14 protein-coding genes, 2 rRNA genes, 1 pseudogene and 1 riboswitch are annotated in these 20,483 nt (G+C 68.7%); of the genes and pseudogenes, 4 read left to right on the top strand and 13 right to left on the bottom strand.

Features of this window, described 5'->3' with window-relative positions; all coding sequences use genetic code 11:
• Positions 1-160: 160 nt before the first annotated feature.
• The 3 genes from modA to AC5L3C_RS32035 are packed head-to-tail and all read left to right on the top strand — an operon-like array spanning position 161 to position 2,890.
• The gene (gene modA, locus AC5L3C_RS32045) at positions 161-973 is read left to right on the top strand and encodes a molybdate ABC transporter substrate-binding protein (RefSeq protein WP_493652588.1); all 813 of its coding nucleotides are present in this window, start codon (positions 161-163) and stop codon (positions 971-973) included.
• Positions 970-1,797, top strand: coding sequence for a molybdate ABC transporter permease subunit (gene modB / locus AC5L3C_RS32040; RefSeq protein ID WP_125508367.1), 828 nt, complete (start codon positions 970-972; stop codon positions 1,795-1,797). Before modA ends, modB begins: the two co-directional genes overlap by 4 nt.
• Before the next feature lie 4 nt (positions 1,798-1,801).
• Positions 1,802-2,890, top strand: coding sequence for an ABC transporter ATP-binding protein (locus tag AC5L3C_RS32035; protein ID WP_493652587.1), 1,089 nt, complete (start codon positions 1,802-1,804; stop codon positions 2,888-2,890).
• A 131-nt stretch (positions 2,891-3,021) separates the two neighbouring features.
• Here the strand turns inward: AC5L3C_RS32035 and gcvP are convergent, their stop codons facing one another.
• The gene (gene gcvP, locus AC5L3C_RS32030) at positions 3,022-5,907 is read right to left on the bottom strand and encodes an aminomethyl-transferring glycine dehydrogenase (RefSeq protein ID WP_493652585.1); all 2,886 of its coding nucleotides are present in this window, start codon (positions 5,905-5,907) and stop codon (positions 3,022-3,024) included.
• A 174-nt stretch (positions 5,908-6,081) separates the two neighbouring features.
• A riboswitch (glycine riboswitch) is annotated at positions 6,082-6,176 on the bottom strand.
• Between the two features lie 113 nt (positions 6,177-6,289).
• On the opposite strand from gcvP, the gene AC5L3C_RS32025 reads away from it, so the two are divergent.
• Complete coding sequence (locus AC5L3C_RS32025) at positions 6,290-6,670, top strand: PRC-barrel domain-containing protein (protein WP_493652584.1); 381 nt, start codon at positions 6,290-6,292, stop codon at positions 6,668-6,670.
• Here the strand turns inward: AC5L3C_RS32025 and AC5L3C_RS32020 are convergent.
• The 12 genes and pseudogenes from AC5L3C_RS32020 to AC5L3C_RS31965 all read right to left on the bottom strand — a co-directional run bounded on the left by AC5L3C_RS32020 (position 6,583) and on the right by AC5L3C_RS31965 (position 20,277).
• Positions 6,583-8,072, bottom strand: a pseudogene (locus tag AC5L3C_RS32020) (DNA polymerase IV). The gene AC5L3C_RS32025 and the pseudogene AC5L3C_RS32020 overlap by 88 nt on opposite strands.
• 62 nt (positions 8,073-8,134) lie before the next feature.
• Positions 8,135-8,818, bottom strand: a complete 684-nt coding sequence (locus AC5L3C_RS32015; protein ID WP_493652583.1) for a MerR family transcriptional regulator — start codon at positions 8,816-8,818, stop codon at positions 8,135-8,137.
• Between the two features lie 193 nt (positions 8,819-9,011).
• Positions 9,012-9,485, bottom strand: coding sequence for a bifunctional nuclease family protein (locus AC5L3C_RS32010; RefSeq protein ID WP_004934251.1), 474 nt, complete (start codon positions 9,483-9,485; stop codon positions 9,012-9,014).
• Positions 9,486-9,568: 83 nt separating this feature from the next.
• Positions 9,569-10,318 (bottom strand): transcriptional regulator FtsR, encoded by a 750-nt coding sequence (gene ftsR, locus AC5L3C_RS32005; RefSeq protein WP_493652581.1) that lies wholly within the window; start codon positions 10,316-10,318, stop codon positions 9,569-9,571.
• Between the two features lie 38 nt (positions 10,319-10,356).
• Entirely contained in the window at positions 10,357-11,289 is a 933-nt protein-coding gene (locus tag AC5L3C_RS32000; protein ID WP_493652580.1) for a double zinc ribbon and FHA domain-containing protein, read from the bottom strand.
• Positions 11,290-11,350: 61 nt separating this feature from the next.
• Positions 11,351-12,256, bottom strand: coding sequence for a DUF881 domain-containing protein (locus AC5L3C_RS31995; RefSeq protein ID WP_493652579.1), 906 nt, complete (start codon positions 12,254-12,256; stop codon positions 11,351-11,353).
• Between the two features lie 5 nt (positions 12,257-12,261).
• The gene (locus AC5L3C_RS31990) at positions 12,262-12,594 is read right to left on the bottom strand and encodes a small basic family protein (protein ID WP_003988855.1); all 333 of its coding nucleotides are present in this window, start codon (positions 12,592-12,594) and stop codon (positions 12,262-12,264) included.
• On the bottom strand, positions 12,591-13,487 hold the full coding sequence (locus AC5L3C_RS31985) for a DUF881 domain-containing protein (protein WP_493652578.1): 897 nt from the start codon (positions 13,485-13,487) through the stop codon (positions 12,591-12,593). The genes AC5L3C_RS31990 and AC5L3C_RS31985 overlap by 4 nt, the downstream gene beginning before the upstream one ends.
• Positions 13,488-13,616: 129 nt before the next feature.
• Positions 13,617-16,112, bottom strand: a complete 2,496-nt coding sequence (locus AC5L3C_RS31980) for a sugar phosphate nucleotidyltransferase (RefSeq protein ID WP_493652577.1) — start codon at positions 16,110-16,112, stop codon at positions 13,617-13,619.
• A gap of 114 nt (positions 16,113-16,226) precedes the next feature.
• On the bottom strand, positions 16,227-16,835 hold the full coding sequence (gene clsA / locus AC5L3C_RS31975; protein ID WP_125508345.1) for a cardiolipin synthase ClsA: 609 nt from the start codon (positions 16,833-16,835) through the stop codon (positions 16,227-16,229).
• A gap of 108 nt (positions 16,836-16,943) precedes the next feature.
• Positions 16,944-17,060, bottom strand: a 5S ribosomal RNA gene (rrf, locus tag AC5L3C_RS31970).
• Between the two features lie 93 nt (positions 17,061-17,153).
• Positions 17,154-20,277, bottom strand: a 23S ribosomal RNA gene (locus AC5L3C_RS31965).
• Positions 20,278-20,483: the final 206 nt, after the last annotated feature.

The raw sequence follows: 20,483 nt of genomic DNA, 5'->3' as shown, positions 1-20,483 counted from the left end.
ACGGCGGCGCTTACGGGGCCGCACTTACCGGCCTGTGTGCTTGACTGCCTCGCTTGTGCGATGCGATACGGGACTTCCGCCTCGCACTTGCGCGGGTATGATCGGCGTATCGGATGGGGCTCCGTGGCCCCTCCCCCAGCCGCCGAGGGAGTGCGTGGAGATGCCCCGTTCCGCCGCGTGGACACGCCGGCTGCGCCGGATCGGCGCTCCGGCCGCCGGTGCCCTCCTCGCGCTGAGCGCCTGCTCCGCGCCCGGTTCCGAGGCCGGTCCGGGCGCCGGGGCGGACGGAGCGGACCCCGCCGGCACGGTCACGGTGTTCGCGGCCGCCTCGCTGAAGGAGAGCTTCACGGAGCTGGGCAAGCGGTTCGAGAAGGCACACCCCGGCACCCGGGTCACCTTCAACTTCGGTGGCAGCGACACCCTGGCCGCGGGCATCGGAAACGGCGCCCCGGCCGATGTGTTCGCGGCGGCCGGCCCCACCCCCATGAAGCTCGTCACCGATCAGGGACTCACGGACGGCGACCCGAGCACCTTCGCCCGCAACCGGCTCGAGATCGCCACCGCGCCGGGCAACCCGCACCGGATCGACTCCCTCCAGGACCTGGCCGACCCCGGTCTGAAGGTCGTGCTGTGCGACACCACGGTCCCCTGCGGGGCGGCCGCGCGGACCGCGCTCACGGCCGGCGGCGTCGACGTGTCACCCGCTTCCTACGAGCGGGACGTCAAGAGCGCCCTGACCAAGGTGCGGCTGAAGGAGGCCGACGCCGCCGTCGTGTACCGCACCGATGTACGGGCTGCGGGTGACACGGTGGAGGGCGTGGAGTTCCCGGAGGCCGGGCGAGCCGTGAACGACTATCCCCTCGCCGTGCTCGACAACGCACCGAACCCGGGTGCCGCCGAAGCGTTCGTGCAGCTGGTGACGTCCGCGGAAGGCCGGAAGGTGCTGGGCGAGGCGGGGTTCCTCGCGCCATGAGCATCCGCCGGGCTACTCCCCGGAAGACCCGCCCGCGTGCCCCCGGCCGCGGTGTCCCGCCCGCGCTCCTCCTGCCCGCGCTGCTCGGCCTGGCGTTCCTCCTGGTGCCCCTGCTCGCGCTGCTCCTGCGGGCCCCCTGGCGCAGCCTCCCGGAGCAGCTCACCAGCCCGCAGGTGTGGGAGGCGCTGCGCCTGTCGCTGGTGTGCGCCACCACGGCGACCGCGCTGAGCCTGGTGGTCGGCGTCCCCCTGGCGTGGCTGCTGGCGCGCACGGACTTCCCCGGCCGGGGCCTGGTCCGCGCCCTGGTGACGCTCCCGCTCGTGCTGCCTCCGGTGGTGGGCGGCGTCGCCCTGCTGCTCGCGCTGGGCCGCAACGGCGTCGTGGGCCAGTGGCTGGACGCGTGGTTCGGCATCACCCTGCCGTTCACCACCACGGGGGTCGTCCTCGCCGAGACGTTCGTGGCGATGCCGTTCCTCGTCATCAGCGTGGAGGGCACGCTGCGGGCCGCCGACCCGCGCTACGAGGAGGCGGCCACCACGCTGGGCGCCTCCCGCTTCACCGCCTTCCGCCGCGTCACGCTGCCGCTGATCGCCCCCGGTGTCGCGGCCGGCGCGGTGCTCGCCTGGGCGCGCGCGCTCGGGGAGTTCGGGGCGACGATCACCTTCGCCGGGAACTTCCCCGGCCGCACGCAGACCATGCCGCTCGCGGTCTACCTCGCCCTGCAGAGCGACCCGGCGGCCGCGATCGCGCTCAGCCTGGTCCTGCTGGCGGTGTCCATCGCCGTCCTTGCCGGGCTGCGGGACCGCTGGATGAGGGCGGTGTGACGGTATGCCGACGAGGAATCCCGAGACCACGGGCGCGGCACCCGGACCCGCCGACGGTGGACTGGACGCGCGTCTCGTCGTGGACCGCGGCTCCTTCCGCCTCGACCTCGCGCTGACCGCCGCTCCCGGCGACGTCGTCGCCCTGCTGGGCCCGAACGGCGCGGGCAAGACCACGGCCCTGCGCGCCCTGGCGGGGCTCGCTCCCCTCACCGAGGGGCACCTGCGGCTGGACGGCGCGGAGCTGCACCGGACGGCGCCGGAGGCCCGTCCGGTCGGCGTCGTCTTCCAGGACTACCTGCTCTTCCCGCATCTGACCGCACTCGACAACGTGGCCTTCGGGCCGCGCTGCCGGGGCGCCGGCAAGGCGGAGGCGCGGGCCCGTGCCGCCGGATGGCTGGACCGCATGGGGCTGGCGGAGCACGCCAGCAGCAAGCCCCGGCACCTCTCCGGCGGCCAGGCCCAGCGCGTGGCCCTCGCCCGCGCCCTGGCCACGCACCCCCGGCTGCTGCTCCTGGACGAACCGCTCGCCGCCCTGGACGCCCGCACGAGGCTGGAGGTGCGCGCACAGCTCCGCCGTCATCTGGCCGCGTTCGAGGCCGTCGCGGTCCTGGTCACGCACGACCCGCTGGACGCCATGGTGCTGGCCGACCGTCTGGTGGTCGTGGAACAGGGCCGGCTCGTGCAGCAGGGCAGCCCGTCCGACATCGCCCGCCACCCCCGCACCGAGTACATCGCCCAGCTGGTCGGCCTCAACCTCTACCGAGGGCGGGCGGACGGCCACACGGTACGGCTCGACGCGGGCCCGGCGGTGCACACCACCGAGGACCTCTCCGGGCCGGCGTTCGTGGCGTTCGCGCCCGGCGCGGTGACGCTCCACCGGGAACGGCCCACGGGGTCCAGCGCCCGCAACCTCTGGCGCTGCTCGGTCGCCGGGCTGGAGAGCCACGGCGACCAGATCCGCGCGGAACTCACCGGTGAACTCTCCCTCACCGCCGACCTCACCACAGCCGCCGCAGCCGACCTCGACCTGCACCCGGGCACCACAGTCTGGGCAGCACTGAAGGCCACCCAAACCCACGCCTACCCGGCCTGACAACGCCGACGGCCGGTCCCGCCGAGCGGGTGGGGCGGCCGGGGGCCGGGACGCGGGTCGGCCGGACGTGGCGTTCGGGAGCATGGTGAGGGCCCCGCTCCCAAGGGTGGAGCGGGGCCCTGGGGTGGGGGTCAGTCCTCGTAGGCGTCCAGTGGGGGGCAGGAGCAGACGAGGTTGCGGTCGCCGTAGGCCTGGTCGATGCGGCGGACCGGGGGCCAGTACTTGTCGGCGGCGCTCACCCCGGCCGGGAAGACCGCCTCCTCGCGGTCGTACGCGTGCTCCCACTCCCCGCCGAGCGCGGCGGCGGTGTGCGGCGCGTTGCGGAGCGGGTTGTCGTCTGCGGGCCACTCACCGGAGCCGACCTTCTCGATCTCGGCGCGGATCGCGATCATCGTCTCGCAGAAGCGGTCGAGCTCGGCCAGGTCCTCGGACTCGGTGGGCTCGATCATCAGCGTACCGGCCACCGGGAACGACATGGTCGGCGCGTGGAAGCCGTAGTCGATCAGGCGCTTGGCCACGTCGTCCACGCTGACGCCGGTCGCCTTGGTCAGCGGACGCAGATCGATGATGCACTCGTGGGCGACCAGCCCGCCGGGGCCGGTGTAGAGCACCGGGAAGTGCGGCTCGAGGCGCTTGGCGATGTAGTTGGCGCTGAGCACGGCCACCTGCGTGGCCCGCTTCAGGCCCTCGCCGCCCATGAGGCGGACGTACGCCCAGGAGATGGGCAGGATGCCCGCCGAGCCCCATGGCGCCGCCGAGACGGGCCCCACGCCGGTCTCCGGCCCGGCCTCGGGCTGGAGCGGGTGGTTCGGCAGGTAGGGGGCGAGGTGCGCCCGTACGCCGACCGGGCCGACACCGGGGCCGCCACCGCCGTGCGGGATGCAGAAGGTCTTGTGCAGGTTCAGGTGGGAGACGTCGCCGCCGAAGTGGCCCGGCTTGGCCAGACCCACCAGCGCGTTGAGGTTGGCGCCGTCCACGTACACCTGCCCGCCGGCCTCGTGGACCTCGGCGCAGATGTCGGCGACGTGCGCCTCGAACACACCGTGCGTCGAGGGGTAGGTGATCATCAGCACCGCGAGCTCGTCGCGGTGCTGCGCGATCTTGGCCCGCAGGTCCGCGACGTCGACCTCGCCGTCGTCGGACGTCTTGACGACGACGACCTTCATGCCGGCCATCACGGCGCTCGCGGCGTTGGTGCCGTGCGCGGAGGACGGGATGAGGCAGACGGTGCGCTGCTCGTCGCCGTTGGCCCGGTGGTAGCCGCGCACCGCGAGCAGGCCGGCCAGCTCGCCCTGGGAGCCCGCGTTGGGCTGGAGGGAGACCTTGTCGTAGCCGGTGACCTCGGCGAGACGTTCCTCCAGCTCGCGGATGAGCGTGAGGTAGCCCTGCGCCTGCTCGGCCGGCACGAAGGGGTGCAGCTGCCCGAACTCGGGCCAGGTCACCGGCTCCATCTCCGTGGTCGCGTTGAGCTTCATGGTGCAGGAACCCAGCGGGATCATGCCGCGGTCCAGCGCGTAGTCGCGGTCGGCGAGCCGGCGCAGGTAGCGCAGCATCGCGGTCTCCGACCGGTACTGGTGGAAGACGGGGTGGGTCAGGTACTCGTCGTCGCGCAGCAGGGCGTCCGGCAGCGTGTCCCGCGCGGCCGCGTCCAGCGCCTCGACGTCGCCGTCGACGCCGAAGGCGCTCCACACGGCGGCCAGCCGGTCCCGGGTGGTGGTCTCGTCGCAGGCGACGGAGACGTGGTCGGCGTCGACGAGCCGCAGGTTGACGCCGTTGTCGCGGGCGGCAGCGACGACCTCGGCGGCCCGACCGGGAACGCGCACGGTCAGCGTGTCGAAGTAGGAGCCGTGCGCGATCTCGGCCCCGCCGGCCCGCAGCCCCTCGGCGAGGATCGTGGCGTACCGGTGGGTGCGCCGGGCGATCAGCCGCAGCCCCTCCGGGCCGTGGTGGACGGCGTACATGCCGGCCATGACGGCGAGCAGCACCTGGGCGGTGCAGATGTTGCTGGTCGCCTTCTCGCGGCGGATGTGCTGCTCACGGGTCTGGAGCGCAAGGCGGTAGGCCTTGTGTCCGTCCACGTCGACGGAGACGCCGACGAGCCGTCCGGGCAGGCTGCGCGCCATCTTCTCCTGGACGGCCATGTAGCCGGCGTGCGGTCCGCCGAAGCCCATGGGCACACCGAAACGCTGGGTGGTGCCGACGGCGATGTCCGCGCCCAGCTCACCGGGCGACTTCAGCAGCGTGAGGGCGAGCAGGTCGGCGGCGACGGTGACGAGCGCGCCCCGCTCGTGCGCCTGGTCGATCACCGGCTTGATGTCACGGACGGCACCGGAGGCGCCGGGGTACTGGATCAGTACGCCGTTGATCTCGCGCTCAGCGAGCTCGGCCGGGATGCCGTCGCTCAGGTCGGCCACGACGACCTCGACGCCGGTCGGCTCGGCACGGGTCTCGATCACGGCGATGGTCTGCGGAAGCGCGTCCGCGTCGACCAGGAACAGGCCCTTCTTGTTCTTGCCCATGCGCCGGGACAGCGCCATCGCCTCGGCGGCGGCGGTGCCCTCGTCGAGCAGGGAGGCACCGGAGGTGGGCAGACCGGTGAGCTCGGCGACGACGGTCTGGAAGTTCAGCAGCGCCTCGAGCCGGCCCTGGGAGATCTCCGGCTGGTACGGCGTGTAGGCCGTGTACCAGGCGGGGTTCTCCATGACGTTGCGCAGGATGACCGGCGGGGTGAACGTGCCGTAGTACCCGAGCCCGATCATGGAGCTCAGCACGTCGTTGCGGTCGGCCAGCGCGCGCAGTTCGGCCAGCACCTCGGCCTCGGTGCGCGCACCCGGAAGGTCCAGCGCCTCGGTGTTCTTGATGACCTCCGGCACGGCGGCGGCCGTCAGCTCGTCCAGCGAGCCGTACCCGACCTGGGCGAGCATCTTGGCCCGGGCCTCGTGGTCGGGGCCGATGTGACGCTGCTCGAAGGGGATTCCCTGTTCGAGCGCGGAGAGCGGGGTGCGAGGGGCGGTCATTGAGGAGGCCTCCTGGTCCGACGACCTTCGAGGGGCACCACGGTGCGGATGCCCGGACGGCCTCCCCCTCTGTCATCTCAACCTGAGAGCTTCACCGGACCGCCCGCGGGGATCCGGCTTTCACCGTCGGTGAGAGCGGAAGCCGTCGACACCCGCCCTGCTTTCCAGAGTGACCTCGTCCGTGCGGTACGTGTGCCTGAGAGATTCCGGGGAGGATTTGCTCCTTCGGCGCCTCCGATGTGCCCGGAGGACTCTCCCGCACGGGGTCAACGGCCGATTGCCAGGGTACCAGCGGGCATGGGACGGGGGCTTCGAGTGGCCGCACCACCGATTGTGCCTTTTTGTAGTACTTACGGATGAGTGTGTGACCAGTGGAGGGCCCGTGCAGACCGACATCGATCCGCGCCACCTGATCGGCCGCAAGGCGTTCGACCGCAACGGACACCGGATCGGCACGATCGACGAGGTGTACCTCGACGACGCGACCGGCGAACCGGAGTGGGCGGCGATACGCACCGGACTGTTCAGCAGGGACGCCTTCGTCCCGCTGGAACCCAGCGAGCTGATCGACGGCGCCCTGCACGTGCCGTACGAGCGCGCCCTGATCAAGGACGCCCCCGACTTCGGCGTGGGCCGCCACCTCTCCCCCGAGCAGGAGCTCCAGCTCTACCACCACTACGGTCTGGACATCGCCGCCCCTCCACCGCTCGACGACCGTGACTTCGGTGACCTCGCCGGCAAGGGCAAGGACCAGCAGGGCTGACCCGCGCCGCTCACCCGTTGGCCGGTCCCGCCCCGCCGCCCGCCTGCACGCCCTCGCCCTCCTTGGGCGCGCGGGACACCAGCGGCAGCGGGTCCGCCGGCTCCAGGGCCGGGTCGTCGACGCGGAAGGTCCGTACCCGGCCCGGGCCCGAGTCGGGCGTCTCGAACCGCACCGTGACCCGGCCGAGACCGCTGCCCTGCACCCACCCGTGTCCGTGCACGGCGTGCCGTACGTCGTGTCCCGCCGGCCAGCGCCGCTCGGCGGGCGTGGGGACCTCGACGGCGGGCGCGGCCTCCGTCTCGTCGTGGACGGGGTCCTCCTCGTTCCCGCCGGCGGCCTGCGCGAACAGGTCCTCCTGCGTGTAGTCGGCCAGTCCGCTGACCCCCACGCCGAGCAGACGGACCCCGCCCGTGGTGTCGACCGCATCCAGCAGCCGCGCCGCGGCCTCCCGCACGACGGCCGGGTCGTCCGTGGGGCCCCGCAGGGTCTCCGACCGGGTGAGCGTGGAGAAGTCGTACCGCCGCACCTTCAGCACGATGGTGCGGCCCGACAGGCCCGCTCCCCGCAGCCTGCGCACACACCGGTCGGCGAGCCGCTGCACCTCCGTGGCGACCCGCACCCGGTCGTGGATGTCGATGTCGTAGGTGTCCTCGACCGACACCGACTTGGTCTCCCGCTCGGCGACCACGGGCCGCTCGTCCCGGGCCAGCGCCATCGCGTACAGCGCGTGCCCATGGGCCCGGCCCAGCAGCCGTACCAGCTCGTCCTCCCCCGCCTCGGCGAGTTCGTCGACCGTGTGGATGCCGGCCCGGCGCAGGTGGTCTCCGGTGGCGGGGCCCACGCCCGGCAGGGTCCGCACCGACAGCGGCCCCAGCAGCGCCCGCTCCGTCCCCGGCTCGATCAGCACCAGCCCGTCCGGCTTGGCCTGCTCCGACCCGATCTTCGCCAGCATCTTGGAGGCCGCGAGGCCCACCGAGCCGGTGAGCCCTGTGACCTCCCGTATGTCCGCCCGGAGCTTGGCCCCCGCCAGGCGGGCCGACCGCTGGTCCCAGGCGCTGCCACCGGCCTCCAGGTCCACGAACGCCTCGTCCAGGCTGAGCGGCTCCACCAGGGGCGACAGGGCCCGCAGCAGCTCCATGACCTGCTCGCTGACCGACCGGTAGAGGGCGAACCGCGGCACCAGACAGGCGGCGTTCGGCGCGAGCCGCCGGGCCTGGGACATGGGCATCGCCGAGTGGACGCCGAAGACCCGGGCCTCGTACGAGGCCGTGGCCACCACTCCGCGGGGACCGAGCCCGCCCACGATCACGGCCTTCCCGCGCAGGCTCGGCTTCGACGCCTGCTCCACCGAGGCGTAGAAGGCATCCATGTCGAGATGCAGGATCGTGGGCGCGGATCTCACATGTCCGATGCTGCCCTATGGCACTGACATTTCCCTCTTCGCGAGGGGCGGGAGGGGCGGGCTCAGACGGCCTTGTTGCGCCGGCGCGCCAGCTCGTCCATCGGGTTGTGGCCGACCAGGGTCTCGCCGGTGTCGATGCGCTCCCCGTGCAGCTGTGAGAGCGCGCTCTCGACGTCCCGCCACACCACGCCCACGGCGATGCCGAAGACGCCCTGGCCGCCCTGGAGCAGGGAGTGCACCTCGTCGGGCGAGGCGCACTCGTAGACCGTGGCGCCGTCGCTCATCAGCGTCATGCGCTCCAGGTCGCTGAAGCCGCGCTCGCGCAGGTGCTGCACGGCGGTGCGGATGTTCTGGAGCGAGACGCCGGTGTCCAGGAACCGTTTGACGATCTTCAGAACGACGACGTCGCGGAAGCTGTACAGCCGCTGTGTCCCCGATCCATGGGCCGGCCGCACGCTGGGCTCGACCAGTCCCGTACGGGCCCAGTAGTCGAGCTGCCGGTAGGTGATGCCGGCGGCTGCGCAGGCCGTGGGCCCCCGGTAACCGATCTCCTCGGACGCCATGGCCGCCGCCCCTCCACCGTCCGGCACTGCCGTCGGCCACTGCGGAACGTGATCGATCGGGCCGCTCTGCACCGGATACGCCCCACCGAAGCGGAGCCGCGAGCCCTGGGGAGGATACGGCCCGCTCGCCCCGGAAGAGGGTTCGGGGACACCCCCAGCCGTACCGTCGCCGCTGCTTCTCACGCCGACCTCCGTCCTTGACCTGCCTCCTCGACGGTAGGCAGTCACCAAGGGTGCGTCAACGATCGCCACACTCGGCACGCCGAGTGATAATCACCCTAAGAGTGGTTTCCCGTGCCTCACCGCGGGGAAAGGCTAGCCGAATGGCCTCTGTCACGGCCCCGGCGGCCGGTGACGCGGCGCCGAGCGCCCTCCCTCACTGGTTGCTGGTTCCGAAGTCCTCCGGCGAGATCTGGTCGAGGAACTCGCGGAACTTCTCCACCTCGTCCTCCTGCTCGTCCGGGATGGCGATCCCGGCGTCGTCGAGCACCGTGTCGCTGCCGTAGATCGGCGTGCCCGTGCGCAGGGCCAGCGCTATGGCGTCGGACGGGCGGGCGCTGACCTCCACGCCGCTGGCGAAGACCAGCTCGGCGTAGAAGACGCCCTCGCGCAGGTCGGTGATACGCACTTCCGTGAGCTCCTGTCCGACGGCTTCCAGCACGTCCTTGAACAGGTCGTGGGTCAGCGGCCGGGCGGGGGCCATGCCCTGCTGGGCGAAGGCGATCGCCGTCGCCTCCCCCGGTCCGATCCAGATGGGGAGGTAGCGGTCGCCTCCCACTTCGCGCAGCAGCACGATCGGTTGGTTGGAGGGCATCTCGACCCGGACACCTACGACATCGAGCTCGTTCACACAGCAACCCTAGGCCGTGCCCGGGACGTTTGGGTAGTCGGGCAGGGAACGGGTGCCCGATCCGGCCTTCCGAGCCGGCGGTATCAGGGCAGCCGCACCCCGAGCGCGGACTGCACCAGGGCCGCGTGCAGCTTCACCGCGAGCCCGGCCAGCTCCTTCGTCCGGGCCTCGGCATGGGCGCGGGTCTGCGGGTTCCGGTGGCGGCGCAGCGGGGCGACCACCTGGTCCACCAGACCGGCCTCCCGGTCCGCGGCGGCCTTCATGGCCCTGAGATGACGTGGCTCGATACCGAACCGCCCCAGCTCGGTGATGAGACCGGCGACGGTGACCGCCTCGGCGTCGTACACCCCGTCCTCGACCGGGGCGAGCAGCCCGTACGACTCCCACTCGGCGAGCTCGCGCTCACCGGCACCGACGGCCGCGAGCAGCTGGCCGCGCCCGACGCGGGCCGCCGTGGGGTCGGCCGCCGCCGGCTCCCCGCCGGTGCCCGCGTCACCCGTGTCACCCGGACGGCTCAGGGCCGGCAGCCGGACGGCCTCCCCGCGCTCCACCGCCGCCAGATGCTCCCGGATCACCTTGAGCGGCAGATAGTGGTCCCGCTGCATCCTCAGCACATGGCCGAGGCGCTCGACGTCGCCCGCGCTGAACTTGCGGTACCCCGACGGGGTCCGCTGCGGCTCGATCAGCCCTTCCGACTCCAGGAAACGGATCTTGGAGATGGTGACTTCGGGAAACTCCTCGCGCAGCACGCCCAGCACCGCGCCGATGCTCATCAGTCCGGTGCCCGCGGCGGCGGCACCGTCGCCGGCACCGCCGCTCGGTGTCTGAAGCATGGACCTTCCCTGAAGTCCCCCGGACGGATCCGGGGAGGTCAGTAGCCCCGCTGGCTCGCGTAGAAGACCAGCCGGTACTTGCCGATCTGCACCTCGTCGCCGTTGGACAGGGCGACCTGGTCGATCCGCTCACGGTTGACGTAGGTGCCGTTCAGGCTGCCGACGTCGGCGACCGTGAACGAGCCGTCCGGGTTGCGGCGGAACTCCACGTGCCGCCGGGAGACCGTGACGTCGTCCAGGAAGATGTCGCTCTGCGGGTGGCGCCCGGCCGTGGTCAGGTCGCCGTCCAGCAGGAAGCGACTGCCCGAGTTCGGCCCCCGGCGCACGACCAGGAGCGCCGAACCCATCGGCAGCGCGTCGACGGCCGCCTGCGCCTCGGGAGAGAGCGTCGGCATCGGCGTCTGGCCGGTTGCCTCGGCGTCGTAGGCCTCGAGACCGGAGATCGAGATCGTGGACGTCGTCTCCGAGGGGCGCTCCGGGGTCACTCCGGGCTTCAGCGGCGCGCCGCAGTTGGAGCAGAAGCGGCTGTTCTCCGCGTTGCGGTTACCGCACCTCGAACACACCAGGGCCGACATGGACGGATCCTCCTGCCGCGGCTGCCCACCGGGGGCTTGGGACGCGTACGGCTCGGAGTACCCTCCGCCCGTACCTGAGGTCGACGGCTGTCCGAAACCTATGCCGCCCGACTGCGCAGCGTCAACGGACGGCGCGCCCTGACCGAGCTGGTCCCGGAACAGCGGACGCTGACCTTCCGCCTCAGGCTGTGCGCGATGACGAGCGGTCGCGTTGTCGCTGTCCTCTCGCCGCGCGCTCTTGCCGAACAACTTCGCAAACAACTTCACGGGCGATTCCCCTTGACCGAAACAGACCCGCCCGTGGGGCAGGACGAACCCTGACTGAACACATTGGCCGACCCGGACATCTTTACAACGTCCGCCTCCGCCAGACAGTTTCCACCACGCACCACCCAATCGGTGCGCCGACCCCCCGCAACCACTTGCCCCGGCTCAACGTCCCCCATGCGCCCCCGGTTCACTGGGAGGACGACCGAGCGTAGTCAGGCCGCTTCACCGCTCGCAAGGCGTCCACAACGATCTTGCTCGACCGCTCCACGGTAACGGTGGCCTGTTCCTTCTCGAGAGTCTGCACCACGCCTCCGGGGATGTTGAGCGCCGGCTCGAGGTCCTGCGGCTTGCCGATGACCTTGAAACGATAGGGCGCGGTGATCTTGTTCCCGTCCACGGCGATCGCGCCGTCCGAATCCGTCAGATAGGTGCTCGCCACCACCCGCACACCGTCGACCTGGATCGCCTCGGCACCGGCCGCGCGCAGTTCCTGGACGGCGTCGAGCAGCATGTCCGCCTCGACCGTTCCCTTCGGATCCTCGATGGTCATCGTGATCCCCGGCCCCTGCGCGGCCACGGTGCCCGCGAGGACGCCGAGTTGCCGTTCCTTCTCGATCGTCTGCTTCCGGGCCTCCTCCGCCTGGTCGGAGCTGTTCTCCAGCTCGTCCCGCTGCTTCTCGAGACCCCGCCTCTCGTCCTCAAGACGCTCTGTGCGGTCGTCGAGTTCATCGAGGATGCGCACAAGATCCTCCTGACGGGCCCCGCGCAGCGCGCTGTCGGTGTCGCTGGTGGAGGCCACCTGGACGGCCAGGCCGAAGCCCAGACCGAACAGCAGCAGGGCGACGGTGAGTTGCGCCCGGGTGACCCGTGGCGGCCACAGCCCCTTCGCCAGGCGCTGCCGGCCGGTCAGCTCCGGAGGGGCCGGCTCCGGCACCACGTCCTCCTCGGGAGGCGCGGGCGCGGGCACCGGCACCTCCGCGGGCAGCTCACGGCGCAGCCCGGCCCGGGGCTGCTCCTTGGGGGCCGTCCGGGGCGGGGACACCGCCGGGCGTGCGGACTCCTCGTGCTCCTGCTCGCGCTCGGGCTCGCTCATCGGCCTCACGCCCGGAACACGTGCCGGCGGATCGCCGCGGCGTTGGAGAAGATGCGGATGCCGAGGACGACCACGACGCCGGTGGACAGCTGGGCCCCCACGCCGAGCTTGTCGCCGAGGAACACGATCAGCGCGGCGACGACCACGTTGGACAGGAACGACACGACGAAGACCTTGTCGTCGAAGATCCCGTCGAGCATGGCCCGCAGTCCCCCGAACACGGCGTCGAGCGCCGCGACGACGGCGATCGGCAAGTAAGGCTCGACGACCGCCGGAACCTCGGGCCGGACGAGCAGTCCGGCCACGACCCCCACGACGAGCCCCAGTACGGCGATCACGATGTGCCCTTCTCAGTTATCGGCTGTGCGGTACGTACGGTCACACTCGGTGCGGCGGGCAGCCGGACGTCGTCCTCCGCGGAGATCGCGGTCCGGATGCCGTAGTTCTCTTGCAGGGCATGCAGATACAGCCCGTCTGCGCTGTTCTGGAAGCGCTCGCTCAGCCGCTTGCCGTCCCCCACCGCGAGCACCGTGTACGGCGGCACCAGCGGCTTGTTGTCCACCAGTATCGCGTCCCCGGCGGCCCTGATCGCCGACAGGGCGGTCAGCCGCTGCCCGTTGATCGAGACGGCCTCGGCGCCGGACTCCCACAGACCGTTGACCACCCGCTGCATGTCACGGTCGCGGACCCGCCCGGTGTCGGAGAACCCCGAGGTCGACCGGGCGTCGCCGTCACCGCCCACGCTCGCGTCCTCGGCGTCGTTCACCACGAGCCGCACCCCGGGCCCGTGCACGGCGACGGCACCCGACAGCATGCCCACCAGCGCCGACCGGTCGTCCCCTCCACTGTCCCTGAGCGCCTCGCGCTGCCGTGCGCCCACGTCCGCGCGGAGCTCGTCGACACGCTCCTCGAGCCGGTCCGCGGCCTCGGTCTCCTCATCGATCCGGTCGATCAGCTCCTCGCGCTCCTTGGCGACGACGGGAGCCTCCACCCGGGCCTGCGCGGCCCCGACGGTCACGATCAGCGCGGCCAGCACCAGGCCGACGGCGAGGCCGAGTTTCGCCCTGAGGGTCTTCGGCAGACCGCCCTCCCCGTCGGCCTTCCTCCGCGCGGCGGCCTCGGCATAACCGTCGTCGAGGCTGTGGTCCATGACGTTGGTGATCAACGACATGGAGGCGTCCGGGCGCGCGGGCCGCGACGGTGTGCTCCGAACGGGGGGTTGCTGCGGCATGCCGCACATCGTCGCACGCCGCGGCCACCACCTCCGAACGGCCCTACCGGCGTGCCGGACAGGCCCCGTTGGGGACACTTGTCCGGCACGCACCCGTACTGCTGGTTCCGCCCTGCGGGCGCCGGCCGCCTACCGTCCGGCGCTGTCCACGACGGCGGACCATTCGTCGAGCAGCGCCTGCGCGGAGGCGTCGTCGGGGCCCTCGGCCCACAGGTGGGTGACCGCCTCGGCGGGGTCGGGCAGCACCATCACCCAGCGGCCGTCGGCCTCCACCACCCGCACGCCGTCGGTGGTGTCCACGGAGCGGTCCCCGGCCGCCTCGACGACCCGGCGCATCACCAGGCCCTTGACGGCCCACGGGGTCGCCAGGTCCCGCTTGAGCACATGCGCCCGCGGGATGCGCGCGTCGATCTGGCTGAGCGTGAGCTGGGTGCGCGCCACCAGTCCGATGAGCCGCACGAAGGCGGCCGTGCCGTCGTAGACGCTGCTGAACTCCGGGACGATGAAGCCGCCCTTGCCGTCACCGCCGAAGATCGTCCCTTCCTCGCCGCCCACGCGGGTGAGGTCGTCGGGCGAGGTGGTCGTCCACTCGACCTGCGTGCCGTGGTAGGCCGCCACCTGCTCGGCGATCCGCGTGGTGGTCACCGGCAGCGCGACCCGGCCGCTGCGCCGCTCGGAGGCGATGAGGTCGAGCATCACCAGCAGCGCCCGGTCGTCCTCGACGATGCGCCCCTTCTCGTCGACCAGGGACAGCCGCTCGCCGACGGGGTCGAAGCGCACGCCGAACGCGGCTCCGGAGGACGCCACGATCTCCCCGAGCCGGACCAGCCCGGAGCGGCGCATGTCGGCCGTCTCGGTCGGCCTGGACTCGTCGAGGCCCGGGTTGATGGTCAGTGAGTCGACACCCAGCTTGCCGAGCAGGCTCGGCAGCACCAGGCCGGCACTTCCGTTGGACGCGTCCACGACCACCTTGAGCCCGGACTCCGCGATGCCGGTGATGTCGACATTGCGCAGCAGCGAACCGGTGTACGAGTCGAAGACGCTCGCCGGGAAGTGCAGATCCCCGATCTCACCCGGGAAGGCACGCCGGTACTCCTGCCGCGCGAACACCCGGTCCAGCTTGCGCTGGCTGCCCTGCGACAGATCGGCGCCGTTGCCGTCGAAGAACATGATGTCGACGGAGTCCGGCACCCCGGGGGTGGTGCGGATCATGATGCCGCCGGCGCTGCCCCGCGCGGTCTGCTGCCGCGCCACGGGCAGCGGCACGTTCTCCAGGTCCCGTACGTCGATGGCGCTGGCCTGGAGGGCGGAGATGACCGCCCGCTTCAGCGCGCGGGCGCCTCGGGAGTGGTCGCGGGCCGTGGTGACGGTCGAGCCCTTCTTCAGGGTCGTGGCGTAGGCGCCTGCCAGCCGCACCGCGAGTTCGGGCGTGATCTCGACGTTCAGGATCCCGGAGACCCCGCGGGCACCGAAAAGGTGCGCCTGGCCCCGGGACTCCCAGATCACCGAGGTGTTGACGAAGGCACCGGCCTCGATCGTCTTGAACGGGTACACCCGCACGTTGCCCTGGACGATCGATTCTTCACCGATGAGACACTCGTCGCCGATGACGGCGCCGTCCTCGATCCGCGCGGCCCGCATGATGTCGGTGTTCTTGCCGACGACACAGCCGCGCAGGTTGCTGTGCGGTCCGACGTAGACGTTGTCGTGGACGACGGCCTTGTGCAGGAAGGCACCGCTCTTGACGACGACGTTGGACCCGACGACCGTGTGCTCGCGGATCTCCGCCCCGGCCTCGACCTTGGCGTAGTCCCCGATGTACAGCGGTCCGCGCAGTACGGCGTCGGGGTGGACCTCGGCGCCCTCGGCGACCCAGACGCCCGAGGAGATCTCGAAGCCGTCGATGTCGACGTCGACCTTGCCTTCCAGGACGTCCGCCTGGGCCTTCACATAGCTCTCGTGGGTGCCCACGTCCTCCCAGTAGCCCTCGGCGACATAGCCGTAGATCGGCTTGCCTTCCTTCATCAGCTGCGGGAAGACGTCACCGGACCAGTCGACGGGCACATCGGCCTCGACGTAGTCGAAGACTTCCGGCTCCATGACGTAGATGCCGGTGTTCACGGTGTCGGAGAAGACCTGCCCCCAGGTCGGCTTCTCGAGGAAGCGTTCGACCTTTCCTTCCTCGTCCACGATGGTGATGCCGAATTCCAGCGGATTGGGCACCCGGGTCAGGCAGACCGTGACGAGGGCGCCCTTTTCCTTGTGGAAATTGACCAGCTCGGTGAGGTCGAAGTCGGTGAGGGCATCGCCGGAGATGACGAGAAAGGCGTCGTCCTTGAGCGCCTCCTCGGCATTCTTCACGCTCCCGGCGGTACCGAGCGGCTTCTCCTCGTTGGCATAGGTGAGCTCCATTCCGAGCTCTTCGCCATCACCGAAGTAGTTCTTGACGAGTGACGCAAGGAACTGGACAGTCACAACGGTTTCGTTGAGCCCATGCCTTTTGAGCAGCCTCAGTACGTGCTCCATGATCGGCCGGTTGGCCACCGGCAGGAGCGGCTTGGGCATGCTAGAGGTCATGGGGCGAAGACGGGTGCCTTCGCCTCCGGCCATCACGACGGCCTTCATGTCGGAAGCGTCCTCCTCGAAGAGACGACGGTCTGACCGACTTCACCCGCCCTGGTTGTCCCGCACATTTCCACTGCGGGCATCGCGCCACAATGCGCAAAACAATCAGCGAGGTCAATCGGCCATGGCGTCCGCACGGATCAAGCGGCGGACTTGGACCACGTAGAGCACTCCTGCCCACCAATAGAGGGTTGTACCCCATCCGGCGAACGCCCAGCCGAAAATAGCAGCGAGTGACGAGATCCAGCCACTTCCGTCACTGAGCAGGAGCAGCGGGAAGGCATACATCAGGTTGAACGTGGCGGCCTTCCCCAGGAAGTTCACCTGTGGTGGCGGATAGCCGTGCCGTCTGAGGATGCCCACCATGACGAGCAGAACGAGCTCGCGGGCGAGCAGCACGATCGTCAGCCAGAGCGGCAGAATCTCCCGCCAGGTGAGACCTACAAGAGTGGAAAGAATGTAGAGCCGGTCGGCGGCCGGGTCGAGCAGCCGGCCGAGGCTGCTGATCTGGTTCCATCGTCGCGCGAGCTTGCCGTCCAGGTAGTCGCTGACGCCGCTGAAGGCCAGCACCAGGAGCGCCCAGCCGTCACTCTTGGGGCCGCCGAACTCCGGCCTGAGGATCAGCCACAGGAACAGGGGTACGCCAACGAGCCGCGCCATGCTGAGCATGTTCGGGATGGTGAGGACGCGGTCTGTCTGGACCCGCGTCTCCTGGACCTCCACCCGGGATCCTCCTGTGGAAACGTGTCGACGATGCTCCCCGACCTTACCTCAACGCAAAAAAGCTCCGGCTCTCGGGCTGTACGCCCAAGAGCCGGAGCTCCAAAAGAAGTTCGGCGGCGTCCTACTCTCCCACAGGGTCCCCCCTGCAGTACCATCGGCGCTGTAAGGCTTAGCTTCCGGGTTCGGAATGTAACCGGGCGTTTCCCCTACGCTATGACCACCGAAACACTATGAAACAATCAACAACCAGCACCACGCCGTGACCATGGCATGGGGTTGTTCGTGGTTTCAGAACCAACACAGTGGACGCGAGCAACTGAGGACAAGCCCTCGGCCTATTAGTACCGGTCAACTCCACACGTTACCGTGCTTCCATATCCGGCCTATCAACCCAGTCGTCTACTGGGAGCCTTACCCCATCAAGTGGGTGGGAGTCCTCATCTCGAAGCAGGCTTCCCGCTTAGATGCTTTCAGCGGTTATCCCTCCCGAACGTAGCCAACCAGCCATGCCCTTGGCAGAACAACTGGCACACCAGAGGTTCGTCCGTCCCGGTCCTCTCGTACTAGGGACAGCCCTTCTCAAGACTCCTACGCGCACAGCGGATAGGGACCGAACTGTCTCACGACGTTCTAAACCCAGCTCGCGTACCGCTTTAATGGGCGAACAGCCCAACCCTTGGGACCGACTCCAGCCCCAGGATGCGACGAGCCGACATCGAGGTGCCAAACCATCCCGTCGATATGGACTCTTGGGGAAGATCAGCCTGTTATCCCCGGGGTACCTTTTATCCGTTGAGCGACGGCGCTTCCACAAGCCACCGCCGGATCACTAGTCCCGACTTTCGTCCCTGCTCGACCCGTCGGTCTCACAGTCAAGCTCCCTTGTGCACTTACACTCAACACCTGATTGCCAACCAGGCTGAGGGAACCTTTGGGCGCCTCCGTTACTCTTTAGGAGGCAACCGCCCCAGTTAAACTACCCATCAGACACTGTCCCTGATCCGGATCACGGACCCAGGTTAGACATCCAGCACGACCAGACTGGTATTTCAACGACGACTCCACCCGAACTGGCGTCCAGGCTTCACAGTCTCCCAGCTATCCTACACAAGCCGAACCGAACACCAATATCAAACTGTAGTAAAGGTCCCGGGGTCTTTCCGTCCTGCTGCGCGAAACGAGCATCTTTACTCGTAGTGCAATTTCACCGGGCCTATGGTTGAGACAGTCGAGAAGTCGTTACGCCATTCGTGCAGGTCGGAACTTACCCGACAAGGAATTTCGCTACCTTAGGATGGTTATAGTTACCACCGCCGTTTACTGGCGCTTAAGTTCTCAGCTTCGCCCACCCGAAAGTGAGCTAACCGGTCCCCTTAACGTTCCAGCACCGGGCAGGCGTCAGTCCGTATACATCGCCTTACGGCTTCGCACGGACCTGTGTTTTTAGTAAACAGTCGCTTCTCGCTGGTCTCTGCGGCCACCCCCAGCTCACCGAGTAAATCGGATCACCGAGCGTGGCCCCCCTTCTCCCGAAGTTACGGGGGCATTTTGCCGAGTTCCTTAACCATAGTTCACCCGAACGCCTCGGTATTCTCTACCTGACCACCTGAGTCGGTTTAGGGTACGGGCCGCCATGAAACTCGCTAGAGGCTTTTCTCGACAGCATAGGATCATCCACTTCACCACAATCGGCTCGGCATCAGGTCTCAGACTATTGCCAGGCGGATTTACCTACCTGACGTCCTACACCCTTACCCCGGGACAACCACCGCCCGGGATGGACTACCTTCCTGCGTCACCCCATCACTCACCTACTACCAGCTCGGGTCACCGGCTCCACCACTCCGACCTCGTCCGAAGACTCAGCCGACGGCTTCACGGGCTTAGCATCACTGGATTCGATGTTTGACGCTCCACAGCGGGTACCGGAATATCAACCGGTTATCCATCGACTACGCCTGTCGGCCTCGCCTTAGGTCCCGACTTACCCTGGGCAGATCAGCTTGACCCAGGAACCCTTAGTCAATCGGCGCACACGTTTCTCACGTGTGAATCGCTACTCATGCCTGCATTCTCACTCGTCAACCGTCCACAACTCGCTTACGCGGCTGCTTCACCCGGCAGACGACGCTCCCCTACCCATCACGATCCCCGTTGGGGGTACATATCGCAATGACACGACTTCGGCGGTACGCTTGAGCCCCGCTACATTGTCGGCGCGGAATCACTAGACCAGTGAGCTATTACGCACTCTTTCAAGGATGGCTGCTTCTAAGCCAACCTCCTGGTTGTCTCTGCGACTCCACATCCTTTCCCACTTAGCGTACGCTTAGGGGCCTTAGTCGATGCTCTGGGCTGTTTCCCTCTCGACCATGGAGCTTATCCCCCACAGTCTCACTGCCGCGCTCTCACTTACCGGCATTCGGAGTTTGGCTAAGGTCAGTAACCCGGTAGGGCCCATCGCCTATCCAGTGCTCTACCTCCGGCAAGAAACACACGACGCTGCACCTAAATGCATTTCGGGGAGAACCAGCTATCACGGAGTTTGATTGGCCTTTCACCCCTAACCACAGGTCATCCCCCAGGTTTTCAACCCTGGTGGGTTCGGTCCTCCACGAAGTCTTACCTCCGCTTCAACCTGCCCATGGCTAGATCACTCCGCTTCGGGTCTTGAGCGTGCTACTCAGATCGCCCTCTTCGGACTCGCTTTCGCTACGGCTACCCCACCCGGGTTAACCTCGCAACACACCGCAAACTCGCAGGCTCATTCTTCAAAAGGCACGCAGTCACGACTGATGGGCAAGCCCATCAGCGACGCTCCCACGGCTTGTAGGCACACGGTTTCAGGTACTATTTCACTCCCCTCCCGGGGTACTTTTCACCATTCCCTCACGGTACTATCCGCTATCGGTCACCAGGGAATATTTAGGCTTAGCGGGTGGTCCCGCCAGATTCACACGGGATTTCTCGGGCCCCGTGCTACTTGGGTGTCTCTCAAACGAGCCGCTGACGTTTCGACTACGGGGGTCTTACCCTCTACGCCGGACCTTTCGCATGTCCTTCGCCTACATCAACGGTTTCTGACTCGTCTCATGGCCGGCAGACCATGAAAGAGAGATCCCACAACCCCGAATGCGCAACCCCTGCCGGGTCTCACACGCATACGGTTTGGCCTCATCCGGTTTCGCTCGCCACTACTACCGGAATCACGGTTGTTTTCTCTTCCTGCGGGTACTGAGATGTTTCACTTCCCCGCGTTCCCTCCACTTGCCCTATGTGTTCAGGCAAGGGTGACAGCCCATGACGACTGCCGGGTTTCCCCATTCGGACACCCCCGGATCAAAGCCTGGTTGACGACTCCCCGGGGCCTATCGCGGCCTCCCACGTCCTTCATCGGTTCCTGGTGCCAAGGCATCCACCGTGCGCCCTTAAAAACTTGGCCACAGATGCTCGCGTCCACTGTGCAGTTCTCAAACAACGACCAACCACCCATCACCCCAAGCCAGAAGCTCGAGTTCACTGGGGCCGGCACCGAAGGAACGACCCTGCGGCCGTGCCCTCAGACACCCAACAGCGTGCCCGACACACTCCCCGCTTCCCTCAACGTTCCACGCTCCGAAGAGCAGTACTAGCAGCAGAAGACGATCA

Source organism: Streptomyces speibonae (genome assembly GCF_984686075.1).
Note: the sequence above shows the minus strand (reverse complement) of the source record. Positions and strands in the feature narration are given on the sequence as shown.